Source organism: Streptomyces sp. NPDC086147 (assembly GCF_040702165.1).
GTDB lineage: Bacteria > Actinomycetota > Actinomycetes > Streptomycetales > Streptomycetaceae > Streptomyces.
The window spans coordinates 17,274-43,758 of the sequence record NZ_JBFBJO010000026.1; the positions used below are offsets into that span (position 1 = coordinate 17,274).

General features: G+C 72.9%; 23 protein-coding genes and 1 pseudogene. 10 read left to right on the top strand and 14 right to left on the bottom strand.

What is annotated here, in order from left to right; genetic code table 11:
* Positions 1-154: 154 nt before the first annotated feature.
* Positions 155-1,279 carry a DNA integrity scanning diadenylate cyclase DisA gene (disA, locus tag AB0398_RS31240; RefSeq protein ID WP_366379025.1) on the top strand — a complete coding sequence of 375 codons (1,125 nt, stop codon included), beginning with the start codon at positions 155-157 and terminating at the stop codon, positions 1,277-1,279.
* Between the two features lie 36 nt (positions 1,280-1,315).
* Here the strand turns inward: disA and AB0398_RS31245 are convergent, their stop codons facing one another.
* Positions 1,316-2,170: a hypothetical protein gene (locus AB0398_RS31245; protein WP_366379026.1), complete on the bottom strand. Its 855-nt coding sequence runs from the start codon at positions 2,168-2,170 to the stop codon at positions 1,316-1,318.
* A gap of 223 nt (positions 2,171-2,393) precedes the next feature.
* On the opposite strand from AB0398_RS31245, the pseudogene AB0398_RS31250 reads away from it, so the two are divergent.
* The 6 genes and pseudogenes from AB0398_RS31250 to cseC form a co-directional block, all read left to right on the top strand.
* Positions 2,394-3,017: pseudogene (locus AB0398_RS31250) on the top strand (phosphatase PAP2 family protein); the annotation flags it as partial.
* 469 nt (positions 3,018-3,486) lie between these two features.
* The gene (locus AB0398_RS31255; RefSeq protein WP_366379027.1) at positions 3,487-4,413 is read left to right on the top strand and encodes an A/G-specific adenine glycosylase; all 927 of its coding nucleotides are present in this window, start codon (positions 3,487-3,489) and stop codon (positions 4,411-4,413) included.
* A gap of 202 nt (positions 4,414-4,615) precedes the next feature.
* Positions 4,616-5,188 (top strand): SigE family RNA polymerase sigma factor, encoded by a 573-nt coding sequence (locus AB0398_RS31260; RefSeq protein ID WP_366379028.1) that lies wholly within the window; start codon positions 4,616-4,618, stop codon positions 5,186-5,188.
* On the top strand, positions 5,176-5,928 hold the full coding sequence (locus tag AB0398_RS31265; RefSeq protein ID WP_366379029.1) for a hypothetical protein: 753 nt from the start codon (positions 5,176-5,178) through the stop codon (positions 5,926-5,928). Before AB0398_RS31260 ends, AB0398_RS31265 begins: the two co-directional genes overlap by 13 nt.
* A 102-nt stretch (positions 5,929-6,030) precedes the next feature.
* Positions 6,031-6,732 (top strand): two-component system response regulator CseB, encoded by a 702-nt coding sequence (cseB, locus tag AB0398_RS31270; protein ID WP_366379030.1) that lies wholly within the window; start codon positions 6,031-6,033, stop codon positions 6,730-6,732.
* Positions 6,729-8,048, top strand: a complete 1,320-nt coding sequence (gene cseC, locus AB0398_RS31275; RefSeq protein WP_366379031.1) for a two-component system sensor histidine kinase CseC — start codon at positions 6,729-6,731, stop codon at positions 8,046-8,048. Before cseB ends, cseC begins: the two co-directional genes overlap by 4 nt.
* Positions 8,049-8,157: 109 nt before the next feature.
* Here cseC and AB0398_RS31280 read toward each other — a convergent pair whose 3' ends face one another.
* Positions 8,158-9,735, bottom strand: a complete 1,578-nt coding sequence (locus AB0398_RS31280) for an MDR family MFS transporter (RefSeq protein ID WP_366379032.1) — start codon at positions 9,733-9,735, stop codon at positions 8,158-8,160.
* 103 nt (positions 9,736-9,838) lie between these two features.
* Between AB0398_RS31280 and AB0398_RS31285 the strand changes: the two genes are divergently transcribed.
* The gene (locus AB0398_RS31285; protein ID WP_366379033.1) at positions 9,839-10,396 is read left to right on the top strand and encodes a helix-turn-helix domain-containing protein; all 558 of its coding nucleotides are present in this window, start codon (positions 9,839-9,841) and stop codon (positions 10,394-10,396) included.
* Between the two features lie 21 nt (positions 10,397-10,417).
* Here the strand turns inward: AB0398_RS31285 and AB0398_RS31290 are convergent, their stop codons facing one another.
* The gene (locus tag AB0398_RS31290) at positions 10,418-11,122 is read right to left on the bottom strand and encodes a M23 family metallopeptidase (RefSeq protein ID WP_366379034.1); all 705 of its coding nucleotides are present in this window, start codon (positions 11,120-11,122) and stop codon (positions 10,418-10,420) included.
* A 572-nt stretch (positions 11,123-11,694) separates the two neighbouring features.
* Between AB0398_RS31290 and AB0398_RS31295 the strand changes: the two genes are divergently transcribed.
* Positions 11,695-14,349 (top strand): NACHT domain-containing protein, encoded by a 2,655-nt coding sequence (locus AB0398_RS31295; RefSeq protein ID WP_366379035.1) that lies wholly within the window; start codon positions 11,695-11,697, stop codon positions 14,347-14,349.
* Positions 14,350-14,425: 76 nt separating this feature from the next.
* On the opposite strand, the gene AB0398_RS31300 is transcribed toward AB0398_RS31295, so the two are convergent.
* Positions 14,426-16,948: an ATP-dependent Clp protease ATP-binding subunit gene (locus tag AB0398_RS31300; RefSeq protein ID WP_366379036.1), complete on the bottom strand. Its 2,523-nt coding sequence runs from the start codon at positions 16,946-16,948 to the stop codon at positions 14,426-14,428.
* 486 nt (positions 16,949-17,434) lie between these two features.
* Between AB0398_RS31300 and AB0398_RS31305 the strand changes: the two genes are divergently transcribed.
* Positions 17,435-18,025, top strand: a complete 591-nt coding sequence (locus tag AB0398_RS31305; RefSeq protein WP_366379037.1) for an SCO3374 family protein — start codon at positions 17,435-17,437, stop codon at positions 18,023-18,025.
* Here the strand turns inward: AB0398_RS31305 and AB0398_RS31310 are convergent.
* The 10 genes from AB0398_RS31310 to AB0398_RS31355 all read right to left on the bottom strand — a co-directional run bounded on the left by AB0398_RS31310 (position 18,004) and on the right by AB0398_RS31355 (position 26,468).
* Complete coding sequence (locus tag AB0398_RS31310) at positions 18,004-18,339, bottom strand: Lsr2 family protein (protein WP_366379038.1); 336 nt, start codon at positions 18,337-18,339, stop codon at positions 18,004-18,006. The two genes, AB0398_RS31305 and AB0398_RS31310, sit on opposite strands and share 22 nt — an antisense overlap.
* 212 nt (positions 18,340-18,551) lie before the next feature.
* Positions 18,552-19,097, bottom strand: a complete 546-nt coding sequence (locus AB0398_RS31315) for an amino-acid N-acetyltransferase (protein WP_366379039.1) — start codon at positions 19,095-19,097, stop codon at positions 18,552-18,554.
* A 9-nt stretch (positions 19,098-19,106) separates the two neighbouring features.
* A complete protein-coding gene (locus tag AB0398_RS31320; protein ID WP_366379040.1) occupies positions 19,107-19,538 on the bottom strand; it encodes a BlaI/MecI/CopY family transcriptional regulator in 432 nt (143 codons plus the stop codon).
* 171 nt (positions 19,539-19,709) lie between these two features.
* Positions 19,710-19,889, bottom strand: coding sequence for a hypothetical protein (locus AB0398_RS31325; RefSeq protein WP_062754418.1), 180 nt, complete (start codon positions 19,887-19,889; stop codon positions 19,710-19,712).
* 14 nt (positions 19,890-19,903) lie between these two features.
* Positions 19,904-20,476 carry a hypothetical protein gene (locus AB0398_RS31330; RefSeq protein WP_366379070.1) on the bottom strand — a complete coding sequence of 191 codons (573 nt, stop codon included), beginning with the start codon at positions 20,474-20,476 and terminating at the stop codon, positions 19,904-19,906.
* 165 nt (positions 20,477-20,641) lie between these two features.
* Positions 20,642-21,448, bottom strand: coding sequence for a type III pantothenate kinase (locus tag AB0398_RS31335; protein WP_366379041.1), 807 nt, complete (start codon positions 21,446-21,448; stop codon positions 20,642-20,644).
* Entirely contained in the window at positions 21,448-22,482 is a 1,035-nt protein-coding gene (gene nadC / locus AB0398_RS31340; protein WP_366379042.1) for a carboxylating nicotinate-nucleotide diphosphorylase, read from the bottom strand. Before nadC ends, AB0398_RS31335 begins: the two co-directional genes overlap by 1 nt.
* 61 nt (positions 22,483-22,543) lie before the next feature.
* Positions 22,544-24,220, bottom strand: a complete 1,677-nt coding sequence (locus AB0398_RS31345) for an L-aspartate oxidase (protein ID WP_366379043.1) — start codon at positions 24,218-24,220, stop codon at positions 22,544-22,546.
* Entirely contained in the window at positions 24,217-25,497 is a 1,281-nt protein-coding gene (gene panC, locus AB0398_RS31350; protein ID WP_366379044.1) for a pantoate--beta-alanine ligase, read from the bottom strand. Before panC ends, AB0398_RS31345 begins: the two co-directional genes overlap by 4 nt.
* Entirely contained in the window at positions 25,494-26,468 is a 975-nt protein-coding gene (locus AB0398_RS31355) for a DUF2520 domain-containing protein (protein ID WP_366379045.1), read from the bottom strand. Before AB0398_RS31355 ends, panC begins: the two co-directional genes overlap by 4 nt.
* Between the last annotated feature and the right edge of the window lie 17 nt (positions 26,469-26,485).

Genomic DNA, 26,485 nt, shown 5'->3' on the forward strand with positions numbered 1-26,485 from the left:
CCGACAAGGCTTCCGGCAAGAGGAAGGGTTGGCTCCGCACCCAGGTGGGGACCCCTTTCGCACCACCCGCGTTCGGTCGGGGGCGGAAGGCGGCGGGGTGGTGTCGCTAGACTTTGCCCTGGTCTCGCCCATCCGTACGAGCCGGAGGAGTGCAGTGGCAGCCAAGGACGGGGCATCGGCTCCTGGGAAGTCCGGCGCGGGCTCCGGCAGTGAAGCGCTGATGCGCGCGGCCCTGAGCGCGGTCGCGCCGGGCACCGCCCTGCGCGACGGCCTGGAGCGGATCCTCCGGGGCAACACGGGCGGGCTCATCGTGCTCGGCCTGGACAAAGCGGTCGATTCGATGTGCACCGGCGGCTTCGTGCTGGACGTCGAGTTCACCGCCACCCGCCTGCGCGAGCTGTGCAAGCTCGACGGCGCGATCGTCCTCGACAAGGACATCACCAAGATCCACCGGGCGGGCGTGCAGCTCGTCCCGGACGCCTCCATCCCCACCGAGGAGACCGGCACCCGCCACCGCACCGCGGACCGGGTCTCCAAGCAGTGCAACTTCCCGGTCGTCTCCGTCTCCCAGTCGATGCGTCTGATCGCGCTGTACGTGCACGGCGAGCGCCGGGTCCTGGAGGAGTCGGCCGCGATCCTGTCCCGCGCCAACCAGGCGCTCGCGACCCTGGAGCGGTACAAGCTCCGGCTCGACGAGGTGGCGGGCACGCTCTCCGCCCTGGAGATCGAGGACCTGGTCACGGTCCGGGACGTCACCGCCGTCGCGCAGCGCCTGGAGATGGTCCGCCGGATCGCCACCGAGATCGCGGAGTACGTGGTCGAGCTCGGCACCGACGGGCGCCTCCTCTCGCTCCAGCTCGACGAGTTGATCGCGGGCGTGGAGCCGGAGCGCGAGCTGGTGATCCGGGACTACGTGCCGGAGCCGACGGCGAAGCGCTCGCGGACGGTCGCGGAGGCGCTCACCGAGCTGGACGCGCTCACCCACACCGAGCTGCTCGAACTCCCGGTCGTGGCGAGGGCGCTGGGCTACAGCGGTTCGCCCGAGACCCTCGACTCGGCCGTCTCGCCGCGCGGCTACCGGCTCCTCGCGAAGGTGCCGCGGCTGCCCGGCGCGATCATCGAGCGGCTCGTGGAGCACTTCGGCGGGCTGCAGAAGCTCCTCGCGGCCAGCGTCGACGACCTCCAGGCCGTCGACGGCGTCGGCGAGGCCCGCGCCCGCAGCGTCCGCGAGGGCCTGTCCCGGCTCGCGGAGTCCTCGATCCTGGAGCGGTACGTCTAGGAGCCGTACCGCTCCGGCGGGTTCGCCGGGCCCCGCTCAGTCCTTGGCGAGCGTGAACGGGGCCGGGAGGACCTTCGCGCCCGGCATCGCGGCCTCCACCAGATAGGTGCCGGGGCCGGCCTTGCCCGCCGGGGCGGTGGCGCACTGCGGGGCGCTGCGCCCGCGGTCCCACTCCACGGTGTGGACGACGGTCGCCCCCGCCGGGAGGCTCAGCAGGAGCGGGGTGCCGGGACGCGGGCAGTGGTCGGACGACCAGACCTCGTCGTCCTTGGCGCCGGTGATCGTCAGGACCGCGTTGCGGGGCCCGAAGTCGGCCTTGCAGTCGACGGACGAGGTGTTCTTCGCGACGAGCTGGAAGCGGGGCCTCTCCCCCGTCTCGTAGGTGACCTTGACGGACTTGAGCGTCAACTGGAGCGATCCGGCGGGGCAGTTGGGGATCGGTGAGTCGGCCGGGAGCTGCCGGCCCGCGCCGGTGCCCGCGCCTCCGTCGCCCCCGGCGCCGGTGCCGTCACCGTTCTTGCCGCCGCCGGGGCCGGCCGTGTCCGCGCCGCCGGAGCCCGCGCCCGTACCCCCGGAGCCCGTACCGGCCGATCCCGCGCCGCCGTCGCCTCCGTTGCCGCCCGAGGTCTCGTCGCCCTCGTCCGACTCGTCGCGCCCGCCCGGCTGTTGGCTGATCGCGGGGCCCGAGCCGGAGGGTCCGGGCGTGATCGAGGGCGGGGTGGGCGACGAGCCGTTGGCGGAGTCGTCCGGCTTCTTCCCGCCCCCGCCGCCGGACGTCACGGCCCACACGGCGAGCAGGGCGAGGAGTGCGATCAGGCACAGCGCAACCGCCCTCCGTCGCCAGTAGATGGTGGAGGGAAGCGGCCCGACCGGATTGCGCAAAGATCCCACGAGCCGAACCTTACGAGAGATCGCGCCCAACTCCCGCCCCACCCGCCGCCCGAGACCTCAAGTTTTGCCGATGATCACATCCTTCTTTCAGGGAACTTTTTTCGGGCCCGCGAGTGAAAACGGGTCCAACCGGAGCGAATCGGCGCCCCCCACTTTCGTCGGGGGTCGTTCTGGCCGATGGGCCGGGGCGGGACGCCCGGGATTCCGGTTAGCGTCATTCCCCATGGACACCCTCCTCGACCTCTCCGACCGTCTGTATCTCGACGTCGCCGACCTCGCCCACGCCACGCCGCACTGGTTCCAGCTGCTCGCCGAGGTCTGGACCGAGGCCGGACTGCTGCTCTTCGGCGTGCTCTTCCTGGCCGGCTGGTGGCGCACCCGCGACGGTTCGAGCCGGGCGATGTCGCTCGCGCTGCTCGCCCCGCTCGCCACCGCCTTCGGCTACGTGGTGAGCGAGTCGCTGAAGTCGCTGATCGACGAGGAACGTCCGTGCCGCGCGGTCGCCGGAGCGCCCGCCTCGCTGGTCACCTGCCCGCCCTACGGCGACTGGTCCTTCCCCAGCAACCACTCGGCCATCGCGGGCGCCGCCGCGATCGCCCTCGCCCTGTCCTGGCGCGGGACGGGCCGGTTCACCGTGCCGATGGCGCTGCTCATGGCCTTCTCCCGGGTCTTCGTCGGTGTCCACTACCCGCACGACGTGACCGCCGGCCTGCTCCTCGGCGGCCTGGTCGCCTTCCTGGTGCTGCGGTTCGCGGAGCCGCCGGTGCGGTCCCTGGTGGAGACGGCCCGGTCGAGCCGGAACACGCTGGTCGTGTGGTGCGCGGGCCAGGGGCCCCGTACGGCCGCTCCCGCCGCCGCCCCCTCCTCCTCGCTGTTCGAGCCCGCCCCCGCGCAGGGCTCCGCCCCGGCGTACGGCGCCCCCGCCCCTTCGTACGGCGCCCCGGCTCCCTCGTACGAGAGCCCCTCGTACGAGAACCCCGCCCCCGCGTACGGCGCCCCCACCCCGTACGGCTCCGCTCCCTCGTACGACCCTGCCGCTCCGTACGGCTCCGCGCCCGCCCACGACCCCTCCGGCCCGTACGGCTCCGCCGCCCCGCAGGGTTCCGCTTACCCGTACGGCCCGGCCTCCCCGTACGGGAACCCCGCCTCCCCCTACGGGGACCCGGCCCCCTCGTACGAGAACCCCGCCGCCCCGTACGAGGCCCCCGCTCCCCCGTACTCCACCGACCCCGGCGCCCCGCCCTCCGGGCAGGGCGGGCGCACTCCGTACGACACGCACTGAAACGCCCCGGAGTCGTGTCAGGATCGGAGGTGCCATGACTTCCATCGACACGCCCTCCGCCTCCGGGATCCCCGGGGTCCCCGCCGACCCCGCCGAACTGCACCGGCCCGTCCTCGCCTGGTTCGACCGGCACGCCCGCGACCTGCCCTGGCGCCGCCCCGAGGCCGGCGCCTGGGGGGTCATGGTGAGCGAGTTCATGCTCCAGCAGACCCCGGTCGTCCGCGTCCTGCCCGTGTACGAGCAGTGGCTCGCGCGCTGGCCCCGCCCGGCCGACCTGGCCGCCGACGCCCCCGGCGAGGCGGTCCGCGCCTGGGGCCGGCTCGGCTACCCGCGCCGGGCGCTGCGGCTGCACGGGGCCGCCGTAGCCATGACGGAGCGGCACGGCGGGGAGGTGCCCAGCGACCACGGGCAGCTCCTCGCGCTGCCCGGCGTCGGGGAGTACACGGCCGCCGCGGTGGCCTCCTTCGCCCACGGGCAGCGGCACGCCGTCCTGGACACCAACGTGCGCCGGGTCTTCGCGCGGGCGGCGACCGGCGTCCAGTACCCGCCGAACGCGACCACGGCCGCCGAGCGGCGGCTCGCCCGCGCCCTGCTGCCGGAGGACGAGACGACGGCCGCCCGCTGGGCCGCCGCCTCCATGGAGCTGGGCGCGCTCGTGTGCACGGCGAAGAACGAGGACTGCGGGCGCTGCCCGATCTCCGGGCAGTGCGCCTGGCGGCTCGCGGGCAAGCCGGCGCACGACGGCCCGCCGCGGCGCGGCCAGACGTACGCCGGGACCGACCGGCAGGTCCGGGGGCGGCTCCTCGCCGTCCTGCGGGACTCGACGGACCCGGTGGCGCGCGAGGCCCTGGACGCGGTCTGGGACGAGCCGGTGCAGCGGGCCAGGGCGCTCGACGGCCTGGTCGCCGACGGCCTCGTCGAGCCGCTGGACGACGGCTTCTACCGCCTGCCGCTGGCCTGAGGCCCCCGCGCCCGCTGCTCCTCCGGGCCCCGCCGCCCTCCGGGGTCCCGCCTCCGAAACCCCTTCCTCCCCCGCTGTTACACAACCGATGGGTAGCCGTGCGTCCACCGACGGCTGCCCCGCACAGCCCCGTGACAACCGCTCCGTAGCGTCGTCCACGACACGAGGGAACAAGCAGGTCACGGGGATGGAGGCGGTTCGGATGAGGCACGGTGAGGTGCTCGACTTCGAGGAGTACGTACGCACGCGGCAGGACGCCCTGCTGCGCAGCGCGCGCCGTCTCGTGGCCGACCCCGTCGACGCCCAGGACCTCCTCCAGACGGCCCTGGCCCGTACGTACGGGCGCTGGGACGGCATCGCCGACAAGTCCCTCGCCGACGCCTACCTGCGCCGAGTCATGATCAACACCCGGACCGAGTGGTGGCGCTCCCGCAAGCTCGAAGAGGTGCCGACCGAGCAGCTCCCGGACGCGAGCGTGGCCGACGCGACCGAGCAGCACGCCGACCGGGCCCTCCTGATGGACGTCCTGAAGGTGCTCGCGCCGAAGCAGCGCAGCGTCGTCGTCCTGCGCCACTGGGAACAGATGAGCACGGAGGAGACGGCGGCGGCGCTCGGCATGTCGACCGGTACGGTGAAGTCCACGCTCCACCGCGCGCTCGCCCGGCTCCGGCAGGAGCTGGAGAGCCGCGACCTCGACGCCCGCGCCCTGGGGCGGACCGGGGAGCGGACGACCGTGCGAGGCGACGAAGGGGAGCGCGAGCGGTGCGCGGCATAGACGGCGGGCCCGACGGCGAGGCCGACGGCGAAAGACGTGGTGGCGGCCCCGGCGGCGGCGAACGGCTCACGGCCGGGCGCCGCCGCTCTCGGCGTACCGTCCGGGCGGCGGGCGCCACGGCGACGGCCGGGCTCGTCGCCGTCGGACTCTCCCTGGCGGCCTGTTCCACCGGCGGCACGGGCTCCCGCGACGAGGGCGCGGCCCGGACCGACGAGGTCGCCTCGGCCGCCTCCCCCACCCCCTCCCCGTCGGCCACCGCGGGCCCCCAGTCGGCGAAGCGGGTGGACCCGATCGAGCTGCTCAAGGCCGATCCGAAGCTCAGCGAGCGGGTCAAGGCCGACCTGAAGCCGTGCGCCGCGGACTCGTACCCGGTGGACGCCTCCTACGGCAACCTCACGAACGCCCCCGCGCCCGACGTCGTCGTCAACGTGATGACCTGCGGGGACGGCATCGGCATCGGCACGTACGTGTACCGGAACCTGAGCGACGGGTACGAGAACGTCTTCGCGGCCGAGGACGGGGCGGTGTACGCCACGATCGACCGGGGCGACCTGGTCGTCACCAAGCAGGTGTACGCGAAGGGCGACCCGGTCGCGTACCCCTCGGGCGAGGACGTGATCACGTACCGCTGGACGGGCGGCGGGTTCACCCAGCACGACTGGGTCCACAACGACTACAGCCGGTCGGTCGGCGAGGGCCAGGGCCTGGAGCCCGCGCCGAGCGAGCCCCACGCGGACTGAACCCCACGCGAACCGAGCCGTACACGAACCGAACCGCACGAACCGAACCGCACGCGCGGAAGACGCGCGGAGAAGGCACCGACCCCCGAAGGAACGCTCACGATGGCCGAAACCCATGTCCTGTTCGTCGAGGACGACGACGTCATCCGTGAGGCCACCCAGCTCGCCCTGGAGCGGGACGGCTTCCGGGTCACGGCCGTGCCCGACGGCCTCTCCGGCCTGGACTCCTTCCGGGCGCGGCGGCCGGACATCGCCCTGCTCGACGTGATGCTGCCGGGCATGGACGGCGTCAGCCTCTGCCGCCGCATCCGCGACGAGTCGACGGTCCCGGTGATCATGCTGTCGGCGCGCGCCGACTCCATCGACGTCGTCCTCGGCCTGGAGGCCGGGGCGGACGACTACGTCACCAAGCCCTTCGACGGCTCGGTCCTGATGGCCCGCATCCGGGCCGTGCTGCGCCGCTTCGGGCACGCCGGCGGCGGCGAGGCCGGGGGCGGGCCGGGGGACGGCGGGCTGCTCGTCTTCGGGGACCTGGAGGTCGACACCGAGGGCATGGAGGTCAGGAGGGGCGGGGTGCCGGTGGCGCTGACCCCGACCGAGATGCGGCTGCTCCTGGAGTTCTCGTCCGCGCCCGGCACCGTGCTGTCCCGGGACAAGCTCCTGGAGCGGGTCTGGGACTACGGCTGGGGCGGCGACACCCGGGTCGTGGACGTCCACGTGCAGCGGCTGCGGGCCAAGATCGGCCAGGACAGGATCGAGACCGTCCGCGGCTTCGGCTACAAGCTCCGGGGCCAGGGCGGGTGAGGCCGTTCCCCCTGCGCACCGGGGTCCGCTGGAAGATCGCCGTCGCCATCGCGGCGGTCGGCGCCCTCATCGCGGTCACCCTGAGCGTGGTCGTGCACAACGCCGCCCGCATCTCGATGCTCGACAACGCGCGCGAGGTGCAGATGGAGCGGCTGCTCTTCGCGCAGCGGCTGTACGAGACGTCGAAGCCGAAGGAGCCCCGCTTCGGCACCAAGATCAACGACCCGGCGCTGCCGCACCAGCTCGACCGGCTGATGGGGGACAACCGGCGCGGCACGTACGTGCAGGAGCACCGGCACGGCGGTCCGCCCGACGTGTGGGCGGCCGTGCCGCTCGCCAACGGCGACGTCCTCTCGCTGCACATCCCCTTCGCCGACCGCAGCGCGAAGATCATGAGCGATCTGGACCGGGCGCTCGTCATCGGCTCGGTCTCGGTGGTCTTCGGCGGCTGCGCGCTCGGCGTGCTCATCGGCGGCCGGCTCTCGCGGCGGCTGCGGAAGGCGGCCGTCGCGGCCGGCCGGGTCGCCCAGGGCAACACGGACGTACGGGTGCGGGAGGCCGTCGGCGGGGTCGTACGGGACGAGACCGACGATCTGGCGTGGGCGGTCGACGCCCTGACCGACGCCCTGAACGAGCGGATCGAGGCCGAGCGGCGGGTCACCGCGGACATCGCGCACGAGCTGCGGACCCCTGTCACGGGGCTGCTCACGGCGGCCGAGCTGCTGCCGCCGGGGCGTCCGACGGAGCTGGTGCGGGACCGGGCGCAGGCGATGCGGACGCTGGTCGAGGACGTCCTGGAGGTGGCCCGGCTGGACAGCGCGTCGGAGCGGGCCGAGCTCCAGGAGATCGCGCTCGGGGAGTTCGTGGAGCGGCGGGTGCGGGCCCTGGACCCGGAGGTCGTCGTCCGGGTCGTGCACGACTCCTGGGTGAACACCGATCCGCGCCGGCTCGAACGGGTCCTGGGCAACCTCCTCGCCAACGCGGCCAAGCACGGCAGGCCGCCGGTGGAGGTGACGGTCGAGGGCCGGGTGGTGCGCGTCCGCGACCACGGTCCGGGCTTCCCGGAGTCCCTCCTCAGGGAGGGCCCGAGCCGGTTCCGCACGGGGTCGAGCGACCGCGCGGGCCAGGGCCACGGCCTGGGCCTGACGATCGCGTCGGGCCAGGCCCGGGTCCTCGGCGCCCGGCTGACCTTCCGGAACGTGGCCTCCGAGGCGGCGCCGAACGGGGTGGGCGGGGCCATCGCGGTCCTGTGGCTCCCGGACCACGCGCCGACGACCACGGGCAGCTTCCCGATGCTGCGGCTGCCGGGGCAGTAGGGGCGGCCGGTACGGCGGTGGGGCCGGATCCTCTTACGAGGGCCGTTCGTCACGGCGATGGGGCCGGATCCTCTTCCGAGGGCCGGCCCCATCGTCGTACGCGCGTGTCTCAGACCTTCTCGGACACCTTCGCCGCGCCGCCGTCGGCGGGCTCCTCCGCGGGGTCCGGGCCCGCGCCGCGGAGCGCCACCTCCCTGACGAAGAAGGCGAGGACGAAGGAGAGGACGGCGACGGCCGCGGCGAGCAGGAAGGCGCTGTGGGTGCCGGCGGCGACCGCGTGCTGGTAGGCCTCGCGGAGCTGGGCCGGGAGCTTGGCGAGGCTGGCCGCGTCGAGCTGGGCGGTCCGCGCCGTCAGCTCCGAGCCGCCCCGGGCCGCCATCTCGTCCTGGACGCGGGTGGTGAAGAGCGCGCCCATGATCGCGACGCCGAAGGAGGAGCCGAGCGTCCGGAAGAGGGTGGTGGAGGAGGAGGCGACGCCCATGTCCTTCATCTCCACGCTGTTCTGGGCGACCAGCATGGTGATCTGCATGAGGAAGCCCATGCCGGCGCCGAGGACGGCCATCCAGACCCCGGAGACGAGCCGCGAGGTGCCGGTGTCCATGGTGGAGAGCAGGAAGAGGCCGGCCGTCATGAGGGCCCCGCCCGCGATGGGGAAGGCCTTGTACCTGCCGGTGCTGGTGGTGACCCGGCCCGCGACCAGCGAGACGACCATCATCGAGAGCAGCATGGGCAGGAGCAGCAGTCCGGAGTTGGTGGCGGAGGCGCCCTGGACGGACTGCTGGAAGAGCGGCAGGTAGAGGACCGCGCCGAACATCACGAAGCCGGCGATGAAGCCGATCAGGGACATCAGGGTGAAGTTGCGGCTGCGGAAGATGTGCAGCGGAACGATCGGGTCGCTCGCCCGGGTCTCCACCCACAGGAAGGCGAGGAGGGCGACGACGCCGCCGACCGCGAGGCCGACGATGGTGGCCGAGCCCCAGGCGTACTCGGTGCCGCCCCAGGTGGTGACCAGGACGATCGCGGTGATGCCGGCGGTCAGCAGCGCGGCTCCGGCGAAGTCGATCCGGGTGTCCGTGCTCCGCGGTTTCTTCGGCAGGTGCAGGACGGTGGTGACCATGGCGAGGGCGACGGCGCCGAGCGGCAGGTTGATGTAGAAGGACCAGCGCCAGCCCCAGTGGTCGGTGATGGTGCCGCCGACGAGGGGGCCGCCGATCATGGCGAGGGCCATCACGCCGGCCATCATGCCCTGGTACCGGCCGCGCTCGCGGGGCGGGATGAGGTCGCCGATGATCGCCATCACGCCGACCATGAGGCCGCCGGCGCCGAGGCCCTGGACCGCGCGGAAGCCGATGAGCTGGCCCATGTCCTGGGCCATGCCGCTGAGCGCCGAGCCGATCAGGAAGATCACGATCGAGGTGAGGAAGACGCCCTTGCGGCCGAACATGTCGCCGAGCTTGCCCCAGAGCGGGGTGGAGGCGGCGGTGGCCAGGGTGTAGGCGGTGACGACCCAGGAGAGGTGCTCCAGGCCGCCGAGCTCGCCGACGATCGTCGGCATCGCGGTGCCGATGATCATGTTGTCCAGCATCGCGAGGAGCATCGCGATCATGAGGGCGAGCAGGACGACCCGGACGCTGCGCGCCGGCGGTGCCTCTCCCTCTGCCGTTCGAACGTTCTGTTGCGTCGCCATGCCATTCCCTTACTTGCCGCCCGGCTAGTTACTACACTGAGGGACGGTAGGCCCGTAACTAGCCGGTCGTCAAGTAAGTTCTTTGGAAAGTGGAGGGCATCCCATGGCCCGAGGCAACACCCGTCAGCGCATCCAGGACGTGGCCCTCGAACTCTTCGCGGAGCAGGGCTACGAGAAGACCTCCCTGCGCGAGATCGCGGAACGCCTCGACGTGACCAAGGCGGCGCTCTACTACCACTTCAAGACCAAGGAGGACATCCTGGTCGGGATCTTCGAGGACCTGACCAGGCCCATGGACGAACTGATCGCCTGGGCCGGGGAGCAGCCCCGCACGGTCGAGACCAAGCGGGAGGTCGTGCGCCGCTACCAGGTGGCGCTGCGCGCGGCGGCGCCGCTCTACCGCTTCATGCAGGAGAACCAGGCCACCGTGCGCGAGCTGAGCGTCGGGCTCACCTTCAAGGAGCGCATGATCACGCTGACCGGCCTGCTGTACGACGACGACTTCCCCGTCAAGGAGAAGGTGCGCTGCATCAGCGCGGTCTTCACGCTCCACGCGGGCACGTTCTTCATGCAGAACGTCGAGGGCGACCCCGAGGACAAGCACGAAGCCGTCCTCGAGGTCGCCCTCGATCTCATCGACGAGGCCCACCGGGCCTCATAGGTTCACAGCGGGTTCGGCGGATCAGATGCCGACGCCGTGGGCGCGCAGGAAGGCGGCCGGGTTCACGGCGGAGCCGTAGTTCGGGGTGGTGCGGATCTCGAAGTGCAGGTGGGGGCCGGAGGAGTTGCCGGTGTTGCCCGAGAGGGCGATGCGCTGACCGGCGCCGACCTTCTGGCCGATCTTGACCTGGATCTTCGACAGGTGGGCGTACTGCGAGTACTTGCCGTTGGCGTGCTTGACCACGATGGCGTTGCCGTACGCGGGGCCGTCGCCGCCGCCGTACGGGCCGGCCTTCACGACGGTGCCGGCGGCGGCGGCCTTGACCGGGGTGCCGACCGGAACGGCGAAGTCCTGGCCGGAGTGCTTGTGGGCCCACATGGCGCCGCCCTGGTTGAAGCTGGCGCTGAGGGTGTAGGAGCCGACCGGCTTCACCCAGGCCGGAGCCTTCTTGGCGGCGGCGGCCTTCTTGGTGGCGGTCGCCTTCACGGCGGTCGCCTTGACGGTGACGGTCTTCGCGGCGGCGGCCTTCACCTGGGCGGCGAGGTGCGCCTGGGTCTCGGCCTGGGCGGCGACGGCGGCGGACGCGGTCGCGGCGGTCGGGACGACGGCCTTGCCCTCGGCGGCGAAGGCGGACCCTGCTCCGGCCACCAGCGACGCCCCCAGGCCGGCGGTGGCGAGAGCGACGGCGGCAACACGGGTGGCGGGGTTCATAACGCGCTTCGACATACGGGGGAAAACCTCCGGGGAGTACGGGACCCGACGCGCTTTCGCTGCGGCGTCGGGCTTGCTCATCCTTGGTAACCCGACCCCCCGGCCAACCCAAAACACCCCATCTACGACATAGCGTCGTAGCGATCACGGAGGAAGTTCAGGTCTTGACGACCGGGAACGGGGGCTTCGAAATCGGACATATCGGCCCAAGAAAACCGGTTTAACCGCATGTCTCGGGGTCCCGGACCGCCCAGGAGGCCGGTCCTGGCCCGGTCCGGGACCCGACGGGCCCTCCGACCCGCCGCTTCGTACCCGTACGTCCGAAATAAACGCCAATGTTCACCACTATTCCGGTTAGTACCCCTCGAAACCCCTGTGCGCCTTGTCACCAGGGGGCCCGTTCGGATGGGATCTGGGTCACGCGAAAAGGCATTCCGCATGGGACCTGGGTCACGTGACGGGGGCCACTGAAAGGGGTTCCGAGTGCGTGAAAAGGCCCCGGAAAGCGGCCCGGGTCACACCGCAGGACCCCGCCCCGTCCCCTCCCCCACTACGCTGACCGCTTCGGGGAGACACAGGGGGTCACCATGGAACCGGCACTCATCGGCACGCGCCTCGCCTCGGCCGCGATCGGCCCGCTCCTGAAGAAGCTGCTGGCGAGCGAGGGCCCCGGGGCGGGCCTCGTCCGCAAGGACGCCGAGGTCCGGCTCTCCGGCCTCGTCTCCTTCCGGGGCGAGAAACGCACCCTCACCGAGAAGGACGTCCGCAAGCTCGCCGCCACCCTGGTCGAACGCTCCCGGCAGGGGGCCGGGGAGCCGCCGTTCCCCGCCGACGAGACCGAGGCCGTCACCGACGCCCTCGCCGCGAACCTGCTGGCCCTCGGCGACCTCGACATGGACGACGTCCAGGCCGTGCGCCTCGGCCACCGCGACCTCGCCCGCCGGCTGCGGGCCGCCGCCCCGGCCCCCGACGGCCTCTCCACCGACTCGGTCCTCTACCTGGAGACCATGACCGAGTGGGCCTGCCTCCACATCCTGGAGTTCTTCACCCGGCGCTCCACCTTCATCGCCCGCAGCCTCGTCGAGCAGACCCGCGCCCAGGCCGAGCTCCTCGCCGGGGTCGACGCCGTCCTGACCCGCCTCCCGGCGGCCGAGAGCCGGGACGCCGCCTTCGAACGCCGCTACCTGGCCCACCTCGCGAAGAAGCACGGCCGCCTGACGATCTACGGCGTCGACCTGCACCACTCGCCGGACGAGTGGCCGCTGGACATGGCGTACCTGTCCCTGGAGGCGACGGGCGGGGAGGGCGCGCCCGAGGCGCCCGGCCGGCAGCGGGAACAGGCCTCCGTCCGTGCCGACCTCGCCCTCGCCCGCCACGAGAGGGTCCTCCTTCGCGGCCTGGCGGGCTCCGGCAAGACCACGCTCGTCCAGTGGCTCACGGTCTCGGCGGCGGCGACCGAGGACCGGCCCGAGGGCATGGCGTACCTCCGGGGCCGCGTCCCCTTCGTCCTGCCCCTGCGCGCCCTCACCCGCCACGGCGAGCGGCTCCCCTCCCCCGACCGCTTCCTGTCCGCCGCCGGCTGCCCGCTCACCCCGCCCGACGGCTGGACCGACCGGGTCCTCGCGGCCGGCCGGGGCCTGGTCCTGGTCGACGGCATCGACGAGATCCCCGAGGCCGAGCGCGGCCGGGCCCGGGACTGGCTGCGCGACCTCCTCGGCGCGTACGAGGGCAACCGCTGGCTCGTCACCTCGCGCCCCACCGCCGTACGGGACGACTGGCTGGCCCCGGAAGGCTTCGCCGAACTGGCCCTCGCGCCCATGGCCCGCACGGAAGTCACCACCTTCGTCCGCCGCTGGCACAAGGCCGCAGGGCCGGACGCGGCGGTCTACGAGCAGCCGCTCCTGGACGCGCTGCGGACCGCCGAGCACGTGGCCCAGCTCGCCACCAACCCCCTGATGTGCGGTCTGATCTGCGCTCTCCACCGCGACCGGCGCGGCTTCCTGCCCCGGGGCCGCAAGGCGCTCTACGAGGCGGCCCTGTCCATGCTCCTGTCCCGGCGGGACCGGGAGCGGGACATGGGCGCCCCGACCGGCCTCGTCCTCGACGAGGCCCCGCAGATCCAGCTGATCCAGCGCCTGGCGTACTGGCTGACGCTGAACGGGCGCACGCAGCTGGACCGCGCGCACGCCGCGTCGATCGTCACCGAGGCCGTCCCGGCGGTCCCGGACGCCTCGGCGTACCCCCCGGACCGGGTCTTCACCCACCTCCTCCACCGCAGCGGCCTCCTGCGCGAGCCCACGGCCGACACGGTCGAGTTCGTCCACCGCACCTTCCAGGACCACCTGGCCGCGAAGGCCCTCGTGGACCACTGGGACATCGGCGTCCTCGTCCGCCACGCGGCCGACGACCAGTGGGAGGACGTGATCCGCATGGCGGTGGGCCACGCGAGGCCGCGCGAGTGCGCGCAGATCCTGCGGGAGCTGCTGTCGGCGGCGGACGCGACCGAGGACCGCCGAACCCGACTGCGCCTGACGCTGCTGGCGGCGACGGCGCTGGACCATGCGACGGAGCTGTCGCCGGAGGTCCGGGGGGAGGTGCTGCGGCGGACGGGGGAGGTGATTCCGCCCCGCGACCCCGAGGAGGCCCGGCAACTGGCGGAGGTCGGCCCGTTGGTACTGGAGCTGCTGGGCGGGCCGGAGGAGCTGACCGACGAGGAAGCGTTCACCTCGGTGGTCGCAGCGACCCACGTCGGGACCGACGCGGCCCTCCTCTATCTGGCCCGTTTCATACAGCACCCGTCGTTGGCAGTCCGTTCACAGCTCATCTGGTCGTGGTTCCGCTTCGATCCGCGCTCCTACGCCGATGAGATCGTGGCGCGCATCGACCGAAGCGACCTTATTTTCACCGTTCACTTGGACCCCCAAGCCGATGAACTGATCCGTCTCGGCCTCAGCCACCCGTTGCTGGACATTGGCGGGCGGGTCTCCGCTGACCGGGTGGCAGCACTCCTGTCTCTGTGCGACCCGGTATACCTGCGTCTGGAACGTTCCGACGAGCAGGACGGGCTGCCCGTACCGCTGCCTGCCCGGCTGGAGGAACTCGAACTGGATTGGCACGGCTCCGAGACCCCCGTGGACCTGGCGCCGCTCGCCGCCTCGCCCCACCTGCACTCGGTGGAGGCCTACGGACCTGTGATCGGCACCGAACACCTTCCACCCCGTATCCGCTTCCAAAGCCTCTGACGGCAAAAGGGGCGGCCCCGGAACCGTTCAGGTTCCGGGGCCGCCCCTCACTACGCGCTACAGGCTCAGCGCAGCGTCACGCGTCCTTCGAGAGGTTCGGGCCCGGGCCGCCCGCCGCCTCGATCGGCGGGGCGTCCGGCAGGGCCGACTTCTCCTCGCCGCGGAAGGTGAACTTGCGCTCCTCGCCCTCGCCCTCCGTGTCCACGACCACGATGTGACCGGGGCGCAGCTCGCCGAAGAGGATCTTCTCCGAGAGCGTGTCCTCGATCTCGCGCTGGATCGTCCGGCGCAGCGGCCGGGCGCCCATCACCGGGTCGTAACCCTTCTTGGCGAGCAGCTCCTTCGCGGACTGGGAGAGCTCGATGCCCATGTCCCGGTCCTTCAGGCGCTCGTCCACGCGGCCGACCATCAGGTCGACGATCTGGAGGATGTCGTCCTGGGTGAGCTGCGGGAAGACGATGATGTCGTCCACACGGTTGAGGAACTCCGGGCGGAAGTGCTGCTTCAGCTCGTCGCTGACCTTCGCCTTCATCCGCTCGTAGTTGGACTTCGTGTCGCCCTGGGCCGCGAAGCCCAGGTTGAAGCCCTTCGAGATGTCCCTGGTCCCGAGGTTGGTCGTCATGATGATGACCGTGTTCTTGAAGTCCACGACCCGGCCCTGGGAGTCGGTCAGGCGACCGTCCTCCAGGATCTGGAGAAGGGAATTGAAGATATCGGGGTGGGCCTTCTCGACCTCGTCGAAGAGGACGACGGAGAACGGCTTGCGGCGCACCTTCTCGGTGAGCTGGCCGCCCTCTTCGTAGCCGACGTAGCCGGGCGGCGAACCGAAGAGACGGGAAACCGTGTGCTTCTCGCTGAACTCCGACATGTCGAGGGAGATCATCGCGTCCTCGTCGCCGAAGAGGAATTCGGCGAGGGCCTTCGACAGCTCGGTCTTACCGACACCGGACGGGCCGGCGAAGATGAACGAGCCACCGGGGCGCTTCGGGTCCTTCAGACCGGCCCGCGTACGGCGGATCGCCCGCGAAAGACCGATGACGGCGTCCTTCTGGCCGATGACGCGCTTGTGGAGCTCGTCCTCCATGCGCAGCAGACGCGAGGACTCCTCCTCGGTCAGCTTGAAGACCGGAATGCCGGTGGCGGTCGCGAGGACCTCGGCGATCAGCTCGCCGTCGACCTCGGCGACGACGTCCATGTCGCCGGCCTTCCACTCCTTCTCGCGCTTGGCCTTCGCGGCGAGGAGCTGCTTCTCCTTGTCGCGCAGGGACGCGGCCTTCTCGAAGTCCTGCGAGTCGATCGCGGACTCCTTGTCGCGGCGGACGCCGGCGATCTTCTCGTCGAACTCGCGGAGGTCCGGCGGCGCGGTCATCCGGCGGATGCGCATCCGGGAGCCGGCCTCGTCGATCAGGTCGATCGCCTTGTCCGGGAGGAAGCGGTCCGAGATGTACCGGTCGGCCAGGGTCGCGGCCTGGACGAGGGCCTCGTCGGTGATGGAGACCCGGTGGTGGGCCTCGTACCGGTCGCGCAGACCCTTGAGGATCTCGATGGTGTGCGGCAGCGACGGCTCGGCGACCTGGATGGGCTGGAAGCGGCGCTCCAGGGCCGCGTCCTTCTCCAGGTACTTCCGGTACTCGTCGAGCGTGGTGGCGCCGATGGTCTGGAGCTCACCGCGGGCCAGCATCGGCTTGAGGATGCTGGCGGCGTCGATCGCGCCCTCGGCGGCGCCCGCACCCACGAGGGTGTGGAGCTCGTCGATGAACAGGATGATGTCGCCGCGGGTGCGGATCTCCTTGAGGACCTTCTTCAGGCGCTCCTCGAAGTCACCGCGGTAGCGGGAGCCGGCGACCAGCGCGCCGAGGTCCAGGGTGTAGAGGTGCTTGTCCTTGAGGGTCTCGGGCACCTCGCCCTTGACGATGGCCTGGGCCAGGCCCTCGACGACGGCGGTCTTGCCGACGCCGGGCTCGCCGATGAGCACCGGGTTGTTCTTGGTGCGGCGGGACAGCACCTGCATGACCCGCTCGATCTCCTTCTCGCGCCCGATGACCGGGTCGAGCTTGGATTCGCGGGCCGCCTGGGTGAGGTTGCGGCCGAACTGGTCAAGGACCAGGGACGTCGAGGGGGTGCCCTCGGCAGGACCGCCGGCCGTGGCGGCTTCCTTGCCCTGGTAGCCGGAGAGCAGCTGGATGACCTGCTGCCGGACCCGGTTGAGATCGGCGCCCAGCTTCACGAGGACCTGGGCGGCGACGCCCTCGCCCTCGCGGATCAGGCCGAGCAGGATGTGCTCGGTGCCGATGTAGTTGTGGCCGAGCTGGAGGGCCTCCCGGAGCGACAGCTCCAGGACCTTCTTGGCACGAGGGGTGAAGGGGATGTGCCCGGACGGGGCCTGCTGGCCCTGGCCGATGATCTCCTCCACCTGCTGGCGGACCGCCTCGAGCGAAATCCCGAGGCTCTCCAGGGCCTTAGCGGCGACACCCTCACCCTCGTGGATAAGGCCCAGAAGGATGTGCTCGGTGCCGATGTAGTTGTGGTTGAGCATCCGGGCTTCTTCCTGAGCCAGGACGACAACCCGCCGCGCGCGGTCGGTGAACCTCTCGAACATCGTTAATCGCTCCTCAGAGCGGTCAGTCAGTTAGGGGTCGATCCCCTCCCTGTCCTTCCGCAGCTTAGTCCCGCAAGCGGGGACCGCTCATTCCAACTGCCGACATCCGTCCGGATCACCCCCTTGTCCGTGGGGAGACCTGCTGCCGAACAGCCGACAAATGCTCCAACCCGATGGTGCGAGACGATGTTCCCGCAGGCCAAGTAGTTGGCCACGCCTTCAGTACGCCGATGGCGAACGTGAGACGCCGAAGCCCGCGGGGTCACCCCTCTCCACTAGGAATGTCTTACCCGTGGGCACCGACACTCCATGCCGCGCACCCCGGTTCCCTCCGCTACCAGCGAACACCCTTGCGCGCTCGAATGCACCCGTACACCTCATCCCGGACACTTCACGCGTCCGGTGGGGGACCGAGCGTCACCGCGCGGCGGGTGCGGGACCGCTCCGGGGGCGTAACCAAGAGGCCCCCGCGGGAGTTCCCCGGGCATGGCCCCCTTCCTGCCGTCCCCCCGCGCGCCGCTCGACGACGGTCCGGCGCGGTGGTACGAGGACGAGCTCGGCTGGGCGACGGTGGCGGGCCCGCCGTTGGCGCTGCTCACGGGGCTGCGCTTCGACGTCCTGGAGCTGCCCGCCGAGGCCGGCCGGGGCGTCCTGCGCCGGGTCGGTGCGGCGACCGGCCCCGTGGCCCTGGCGGGGCCCCGGATGCGGCTGCTCGTGGCCGCGGGGAGCGCGGAGGAGCTGCCGGGACTGCTCGACTGGCTGGAATGGGGCGGGATCGCCCTGGACCTCGCGGTGCTCGGCGCCGACGGCCGGATGACCGCGCCCCTCATCCCGGGGCGGGGCGGCTCCGGCGCGCCGGACGCCGCGGTGTGGCTGCGCGCGCCCGTGCCGGGCCGCGAGGTCGAGTCCTCGCTCCCGGCCCTGCGGGCCGCGCCGTGGGGCGGAGGGGGTGCCCCCTGCCTGGTGCGGCTCGTGTCCGCCGCCGCCGCCGAGTGCCATCGGGTGCGGCTGCTGAGCGCCCGGGCCCGCGGGCCGGCGGCTCAGCGGCGGTCGCCTCAGCGGTTCGCGTCCTCGTAGGCCGCCTTCACCGTGGCGGGCACGCGGCCGCGGTCGTTGACGTCGTAGCCGTTCTCCTTGGCCCACGCGCGGATCTTCGCGGTGTCGGGGCTGCCCGCCGCCACGGCGCGGCCCTTGCCGCGGCCACCGGTGGTGCGGCCACCGGTGCGCCGGCCGCTCTTGGTGTACGGATCGAGCAGACCGCGGAGCTTTTCCGCGTTCGCGGTGGTGAGGTCGATCTCGTAGGTCTTGCCGTCCAGCGCGAACGTCACGGTCTCGTCCGCCTCGACGCCGTCGAGGTCGTCGACAAGAAGGACCTGAACCTTCTGTGCCACCGGATTTCCTTTCATCGAAAATGCAGTACGCGGAAAGGAAACCGCTTTTCCCGGGAAAACACAAACCCCTGGGAGAGGTTCAGAACCCCGACGGCACGGGAAACGTGCGCGATTCGGACATAGGGTTCCGGGCAGGGTTCCCTTCGGGCTTCCGTACGGGTTCGGGGCGTCGTTCCGGGACTGGTTCGGGATCGCTTCGCACCGGTTCCGGGTCAGAGGTGCAGAAGCATCCGGCTGTTGCCCAAGGTGTTCGGCTTCACTCGTTCGAGACCGAGGAACTCCGCGACTCCCTCGTCATAGGAACGCAGGAGCTCGCTGTAGACATCTCCGCCGACCGGGGTCTCGCCGATCTCGACGAAGCCGTGCTTCGTGAAGAAGTCGACTTCGAAGGTCAGGCAGAATACCCGCCGCACCCCGAGCCATCGGGCGGTGTGCAACAACTTGTCGAGCACCTGATGTCCGACGCCGGCTCCCCTGAACTCGGGATCGACGGCGAGAGTGCGCACTTCGGCGAGGTCTTCCCACATCACGTGGAGCGCGCCGCAGCCGACGACGGCGCCGTCCTCGTCGCGTTCCGCCACCCAGAACTCCTGGATGGACTCGTAAAGCGTCACGGTCGCCTTGTCGAGCAGGATGCCGCGCCGGACGAAAGGATCGACGAGACGGCGGACGGCGGCGACGTCACCCGTGCGGGCCCTGCGCACGGTGACGGCTCTGGCGGGGGCCGGGTGGACGGCCGGGGAGTCAGACGGCGGCATGGGGGGACGCTATCGCTCCCGGGGCCCGGTTTCCCCGGCGCCCTCCTCGGGCGGGGCGGGCAGGGGCGCGGGGAGCGGGGTGTCCCGCTGGACGATCCGAATGGCGTCGTCGAGGGCTTCCCGCTGGTCCGACGACATCATGCCGAAGAAGGCGACGAGGGCGGCGGCGGGATTGTCGCTCCGGCTCCAGGCCTCGTTCATGAGCGCGGCCGCGTAGGCGGCGCGGGTGGAGACCGCCGTATAGCGATAGGCGCGGCCTTCGACTTCCCTGCGGACCCAGCCCTTCTGGTGGAGATTGTCCATGACGGTCATGACGGTGGTGTAGGCGATGGACCGTTCCTGCTGGAGGTCTTCCAGGACTTCCCGGACGGTCACCGGACGGTTCCATTGCCACACGCGCGTCATGACGGCGTCTTCGAGCTCTCCCAAAGGACGGGGCACAGCGCCACCATAGTGCGCAAAACGTCGATAAGGGTCTATTGACGTCATCCGACGCCGGAAACCCGAGGAGAATCGAACGCGGTCCGAGCGCGGGCGGGCGGAGTCGAACCGAAAAGGACGCACGGCCCCGTGGGGCCGTGCGTCCCCCGGTGGTGCGGAACCCCGGTGGGGTCAGGAGGCGGCGGAACCGTCCGGCTGGCGGGCCGCCTCGGCGCGGGCGAGGGCGGCGTCGACGGCCGCGTCCTCCTTGGCCTTGTTCGGGCCGCCCTGGCTCTTGACGATCGTGACGACGAGGGCGATGAAGAACGCGGCCATCACGACGGGCGGCAGGAGCGCGGATACGTATTCCATGGCGACCAGGGTAGCTATCCGGCGACCCGCTCCTCGGGCGGGGGCGGCGGAACGGGCCGCCGGCGCGGCGGGAAGACCTCGGAGGGCTTGGGCACCGGACGCTCCGCGGGGGCGGGCGGGTTCGGCTTGGGCTCGTCGGCCGCCGCACGTCCGCCGGGCAGGGCGAGCAGCCGGGCCCGGGGGGCGCGGTCGGCCGCGGGGGCGGTGGCCTGGACGACCCGGGCCAGGCGCGCGCGTACGGAGCGCTCGGCGAGGCCCTGGCAGCGGGCGAGCAGCTCGGCGGCGGCGGGGTTGCGGCGCAGTGCCCGCAGGGCGGCGAGGTCGTCGGCCCCGGGGTCGTACCCGGCGGCCAGCGCGTCCCGGAGGAGCTCCAGGTAGCCGCCGAGGGAGCCCGGCAGGGCCTCGCGGTAGCGGGCCAGGTCGGCGAGGAGGAAGGCGCGCAGCCGACCGGCCTCGCGGACCGCCTCGTCCACGGATTCGGCCAGGCGCAGGCAGTCCTGGACGTCCTCGTCCTGAAGGGGGGCGGGGTGGAGGGCGATGGCGAGGGCGCGACGGAGCACACGCAGCTCGTCCGCGCCGAACGCCATGCCGCCACGGGATCCGTATGGCGTGGGCATGGGCCGACGGTACGCGCTAATCGGACAATTTTCGCTTAGGGATCATTACGGCGCGCCGGGGGGCAGCCGTTCGGCGGCGCGGGGCCCTCCGTCCGTGTCGGCCGCCCCTCTCCGGGAGGGGCGGCCGTACGGGTCCTACATGCGCGAGACGTTCCGCTCGTACACCAGGCGCAGGCCGATCAGGGTCAGCCAGGGCTCGTGCTCGTCGATCTCCTTCGACTCGCCGAGGACCATCGGGGCCAGGCCGCCCGTCGCGATCACGGTGACGTCGTCCGGGTCGCCCTTCGGGCCGACCAGCTCGCGCTTCATCCGGGCCACCACGCCGTCGACCTGGCCCGCGTAGCCGTAGATGATGCCGGACTGCATCGCCTCGACCGTGTTCTTGCCGATCACGTTCCGCGGGCGGGCCAGCTCGATCTTGCGGAGCATCGCCCCGCGCACGCCGAGCGCCTCCACCGAGATCTCGATGCCCGGCGCGATCGCCCCGCCCGCGTACTCGCCGCGCGCGGTGACCGCGTCGTACGTCGTCGCCGTCCCGAAGTCCACGACGATCGCCGGACCGCCGTACAGCTCGACCGCCGCGGCCGCGTTGATGACGCGGTCCGCGCCGACCTCCTTCGGGTTGTCGGTGATGACCGGGACGCCCGTCTTGACGCCCGGCTCCACCAGGACCGCCGGCACGTCCCCGTAGTACCGGCGGGTGACCTCGCGCAGTTCGTGCAGGACCGAGGGGACCGTCGCGCAGATCGCGATGCCCTCGATGCCGTCGCTCAGCTCGACGCCGAGCAGCGGGTGCATGCCCATCAGGCCCTGGAGCAGGACCGCCATCTCGTCGGCGGTCCGGCGCGGATCCGTGGAGATCCGCCAGTGCTCGACGATCTCGTCCCCGTCGAAGAGGCCGAGGACCGTGTGCGTGTTGCCGACGTCGATGGTGAGCAGCATCAGGCCCGCACCTCGCGCAGGTCGAGGCCGATGTCGAGGATCGGGGAGGAGTGGGTGAGGCCGCCCACCGCCAGGTAGTCGACGCCGGTCGCCGCGTACGCCGCCGCGTTCTCCAGGGTGAGGCGGCCCGAGGACTCCAGGACGGCGCGGCCCGCGACCAGCGCCACGGCCTCCTCGGTCTCGCCCGGGGTGAAGTTGTCGAGCAGGATCAGGTCGGCGCCCGCGTCCAGGACCTCGCGGACCTGGTGCATCGTGTCGACCTCGACCTCGATCGGCACGTCCGGGAACAGCTCGCGCACGGCCTTGAAGGCCTCGGCCACGCCGCCGGCCGCCACCACGTGGTTGTCCTTCACCAGGGCCGCGTCGGACAGCGACATGCGGTGGTTGACGCCGCCGCCGCAGCGCACCGCGTACTTCTCCAGGGCGCGCAGGCCCGGCGTCGTCTTGCGGGTGTCGCGGACCTTGGCCCCCGTGCCCTCCAGGGCGTCCGCCCACGCGCGCGTGGCGGTGGCGATGCCGGAGAGGCGGCACAGGATGTTGAGCGCGCTGCGCTCGCCGGTGAGCAGGTCGCGGGTGCGGGCGGTGACGCTCAGGAGCTTCTGCCCGGCCTCGACGCGCTCGCCGTCCTCGACGTGCCGCTCGACCTCGAACTCGTCGGTGCAGACGATCGACAGGACCGCCTCCGCGACCCGCAGGCCGGCCACCACGCCGGCCTCGCGGGCGGTGAAGTCGGCGGTCGCCACGGCCTCCTCGGGGACGGTCGCCACGGTCGTCACGTCGACCCCGCCGTCGAGGTCCTCCGCGATCGCCAGGTGCGCGACGTCCTCCACCTGGACCGGGTCGAGACCGGCGTCGGCCAGCAGCTCGGCGAGCGCCGGGTCGAGCCCGCACTCGAACTCCTCGCCGCCGCCGCAACCGCAGCCGTCGCCGCAGCCGCCGGCCTCCTCGGCGTCCCCGGGGGCCGACTCGAAGGCGCTGATCTGGATGAGGGGGACGTCCACGGGCTCGGGACGGGATTCCTCGGGCGTGCTCACTTTCGGCTCCCTGGGGGCATCGACGGTGGGGGGAAGGAGGGTCGGGCGGTGACGGCGGGGGTCAGACGGTGGGCGGCAGGTCGTGCGCGGCGGTCGTGCGGACGTCGAGCTCCCGCTCCGGCGTCAGGCGTACGACGAGGTGCCGGCGCCAGTGCGCGTCGTCGCGCTCCGGGCGGTCCTCGCGCCAGTGGCAGCCGCGGGTCTCCTCGCGGCGGCGGGCGGCGGCGACCAGGACCCGGGCGACGCACAGCAGGTTGGTGGTCTCCCAGGAGTCCACGCCGGGCTCGGCTGCCTTGCTGTCGTCGGTGCCGCCCGCCACGGCCTCCTCGTGCAGCGCGTCGAGCGCGTCGGCGGCCTCCCGCAGGCTGGCCTCCGAGCGCAGCACCCCGGCGCCGCCCGTCATGATCCGCTGGATGCGGGTCCGGGCGTCCGTCGCGGGCAGCGGCAGGACCACCGGGACCGGGTGCGGCACCGGGGCGCCCGCCGCGCGCGGGGCCGCCGCCACGATGTCCTCCACGATCCGCTCGGCGAAGACCAGGCCCTCCAGGAGCGAGTTCGAGGCGAGCCGGTTGGCGCCGTGGACGCCCGTGCAGGCCACCTCCCCGCACGCGTACAGGCCGGGGACGGTGGTCCGGCCCCGCAGGTCCGTGCGGACGCCGCCGGAGGCGTAGTGGGCGGCCGGGGCCACCGGGATCGGCTCGGTCACCGGGTCGATGCCGTGGGCGCGGCAGGCGGCCAGGATCGTCGGGAAGCGCCGCTCCCACATCTCCGCCCCGAAGTGCCGGGCGTCGAGGTACATGTGCTCGGTGCCGTGCTCCAGCATCCGGCGCGTGATCGCCTTGGCGACGATGTCCCGGGGCGCCAGCTCGGCCAGTTCGTGCTGCCCCAGCATGAAGCGGACCCCGTCCGCGTCGACCAGGTGCGCGCCCTCGCCCCGCACCGCCTCGGAGACCAGCGGCTGCTGGCCCTCGGCGCCCGCGCCCAGGAAGAGCACGGTCGGGTGGAACTGGACGAACTCCAGGTCGGAGACCTCGGCCCCGGCCCGCAGCGCGAGGGCCACGCCGTCGCCGGTCGAGACCGCCGGGTTGGTGGTGGCCGAGAAGACCTGTCCCATGCCGCCGGTGGCGAGGACCACCGCGGGCGCGTGGACCGCGCCGACGCCGTCGTGCCGGCCCTCGCCCATGACGTGCAGGGTCACGCCCGCCGTGCGCCCCTCGGCGTCCGTGAGGAGGTCCAGGACGAGGGCGTGCTCGATCGTGCGCACGCCCCGGTCGCGTATCGCCTCGACCAGGGCGCGGGAGATCTCGGCTCCGGTCGCGTCGCCGCCCGCGTGGGCGATCCGGCGCCGGTGGTGGCCGCCCTCGCGGGTCAGCGCGATCTCGCCCTCGGAGGTCTTGTCGAAGTCGGCGCCGGTCTCGATCAGGCGGCGGACGGCGTCGGGGCCCTCGGTCACGAGGGTCCGCACGGCCCGCTCGTCGCAGAGCCCGGCGCCCGCGACGAGGGTGTCGTCGAGGTGCTGCTCGGGGGTGTCGCCCTCGCCGAGCGCGGCGGCGATGCCGCCCTGCGCCCAGCGGGTGGAGCCGTCGTCGAGCCGGGCCTTGGTGACCACGACCGCACGGAGCCCGGCGGCGGTGCAGCGCAGGGCGGCGGTGAGGCCGGCGACACCGGAGCCGACCACCACGACGTCGGCGTCGATGGCCCAGCCCGGCTCGGGGGCGTGCAGCCGTATTCCGGTCACTTGGTGGCTCCGAGGGTCGGGGTTTCGGGGCTCGGGGACCCGAAGCTCAGGGGGATGTTGTCGATGAGGCGCGTGGTCCCCACGCGCGCGGCGACGGCGAGGACCGCCTCCCCGTCGTGGTCGTCGGCGACCTCGGTGAAGTCCGCCGGGTCCACCAGGGCCAGGTAGTCGAGGGTGAGCGGCGGCTCCGCCCTGGCCGCCTCCTCCAGGACCGTGCGGGCGGCGGCGCGCACGGCGGCGGCGCAGCCGGTCTCGGCGGCCTGCGCGACCGCGTGGGCGTCGGCGGCGGCCCGCGCCTCGCCGAGCCGGGAGAGGGCCTCGGCCCGGTTCTCGGCCCGGTCCCGCCCGTTCGGCAGGGCGTCGGCCCGCGCGCGCAGCGCCTCCTGGGCGGCGAGCCGCTCCCGGCCGGCGAACAGCGCGCGGGACAGCGCGAGGGCGGTGCGGCGCTCCTCGGCCGACAGGTAGCGGTTGCGGCTGGAGAGGGCCAGGCCGTCGTCCTCGCGGACGGTCTCCACGCCGACGACCTCGACGGGGAAGTTCAGGTCGCGGACCATGCGCCGGATCAGGGCGAGCTGCTGGGCGTCCTTCTGGCCGAAGAAGGCCAGGTCGGGGGCGGTGAGGTGGAGCAGCTTGGCGACGACGGTCAGCATGCCGTCGAAGTGGCCGGGCCGGGAGGCGCCTTCGAGCCGCTCCCCCATGGGGCCGGCGGCGATCCGGACCTGCGGCTCGCCGCCCGGGTAGACCTCGTCCACGGAGGGCGCGAAGACGACGCTCGCGCCCGCGTCGAGGGCCAGCTCCAGGTCGGCGTCCAGGGTGCGCGGGTAGCGGTCGAGGTCCTCGCCCGCGCCGAACTGGAGCGGGTTGACGAAGACGGTGACGACGACGAAGCCGTCCGCCCCCACGCGCGCGCGTGCGGCGCGGATCAGGGTGGCGTGGCCCTGGTGGAGGGCGCCCATCGTCATGACCACGGCGTTGCGGCCGGGGGCGCCGTGCCGTGCCGCGGCGGCGCGGAGCTCTTGGGCGGTGGGGACCGGCTCGGCCTGCCGGCGGGGGGCGGGCCGGTTCGCGTCGGTACGGCCGGGGGCCCTGTCAGGAGCCGAGGCCCGCGTACGGGCAGGGGCCTGGTCCGGGGCGGAGGCCCGCGTACGGGCAGGGGCCTGGCCGGGAGCCGAGGCCCGCGTACGGGCAGGGGCCTGGCCGGAGGCGGAGGCCTGCGTACGGTCGGCCGGGGCCCGGTCCGGGGCAGGGTCGTGCTCGCGGGCGGACGGGCTGCTCATCGGTCGTCTCCTCGCGGCCCGTCGGCGGACCCGGTGGTGCCGTTCGGGCCGGTCGCGCCCGCCGGGGTCTCGGCGAGCACCCCCAGCAGGTCCTCGGCCAGCTCGGGCTTGAGCAGGCCGTGCGCGAGCGCCCGGTCGGCGGTCGTACGGGCCATCGCCAGGTACCCGGTGACGGTATCGGGCGCGTGCTTGCGCAGCTCGGCGACGTGGGCGGCGACCGTGCCGGCGTCACCGCGCGCGACGGGGCCGGTCAGGGCCGCGTCGCCGGACCGCAGGGCGTTGTCGAGGGCGGCGCCCAGGAGGGGCCCGAGCATCCGGTCGGGGGCGGCGACCCCGGCCTTGTGGAGCAGCTCCATCGACTGGGCCACCAGGGTGACCAGGTGGTTCGCCCCGAGGGCGAGGGCCGCGTGGTAGAGCGGGCGGGCCTCCTCGGCGATCCACTCGGGCTCGCCGCCCATCTCGATCACCAGGGCCTCGGCGGCGAGCCGCAGCTCCTCGGGCGCCGTCACCCCGAAGGAGCACCCGGCGAGCCGCTGCACGTCCACGGCGGTGCCGGTGAAGGTCATGGCGGGGTGCAGGGCGAGCGGCAGGGCGCCGGCCCGGCGGGCGGGGTCGAGCACCCCCGCCCCGTACCGCCCGGAGGTGTGCACGATCAGCTGACCCGGCCGTACGGCCCCGGTGTCCGCGAGGCCCTCGACCAGGCCGGGCAGGGCGTCGTCGGGGACGGTGAGCAGGACCAGGTCGGCGAGGGCGAGGACGCGCGCGGGCTCCACGACCGGCACGTCCGGCAGGAGTTCGGCGGCGCGGCGGCGCGAGGCGTCGGAGACCGCGGAGACGGCGACGGGGCGGTGTCCCGCGAGCCGGAGGGAGGCGGCGAGGGCGGGGCCCACCCGGCCGGCGCCGACGACTCCGACGGTGAGCCGGGCGGGTCGGTCCTCGGCTCGGGGCTCTGGCGCTGCTGGTGCGTTCACGGTGGGGACGGCCTTCC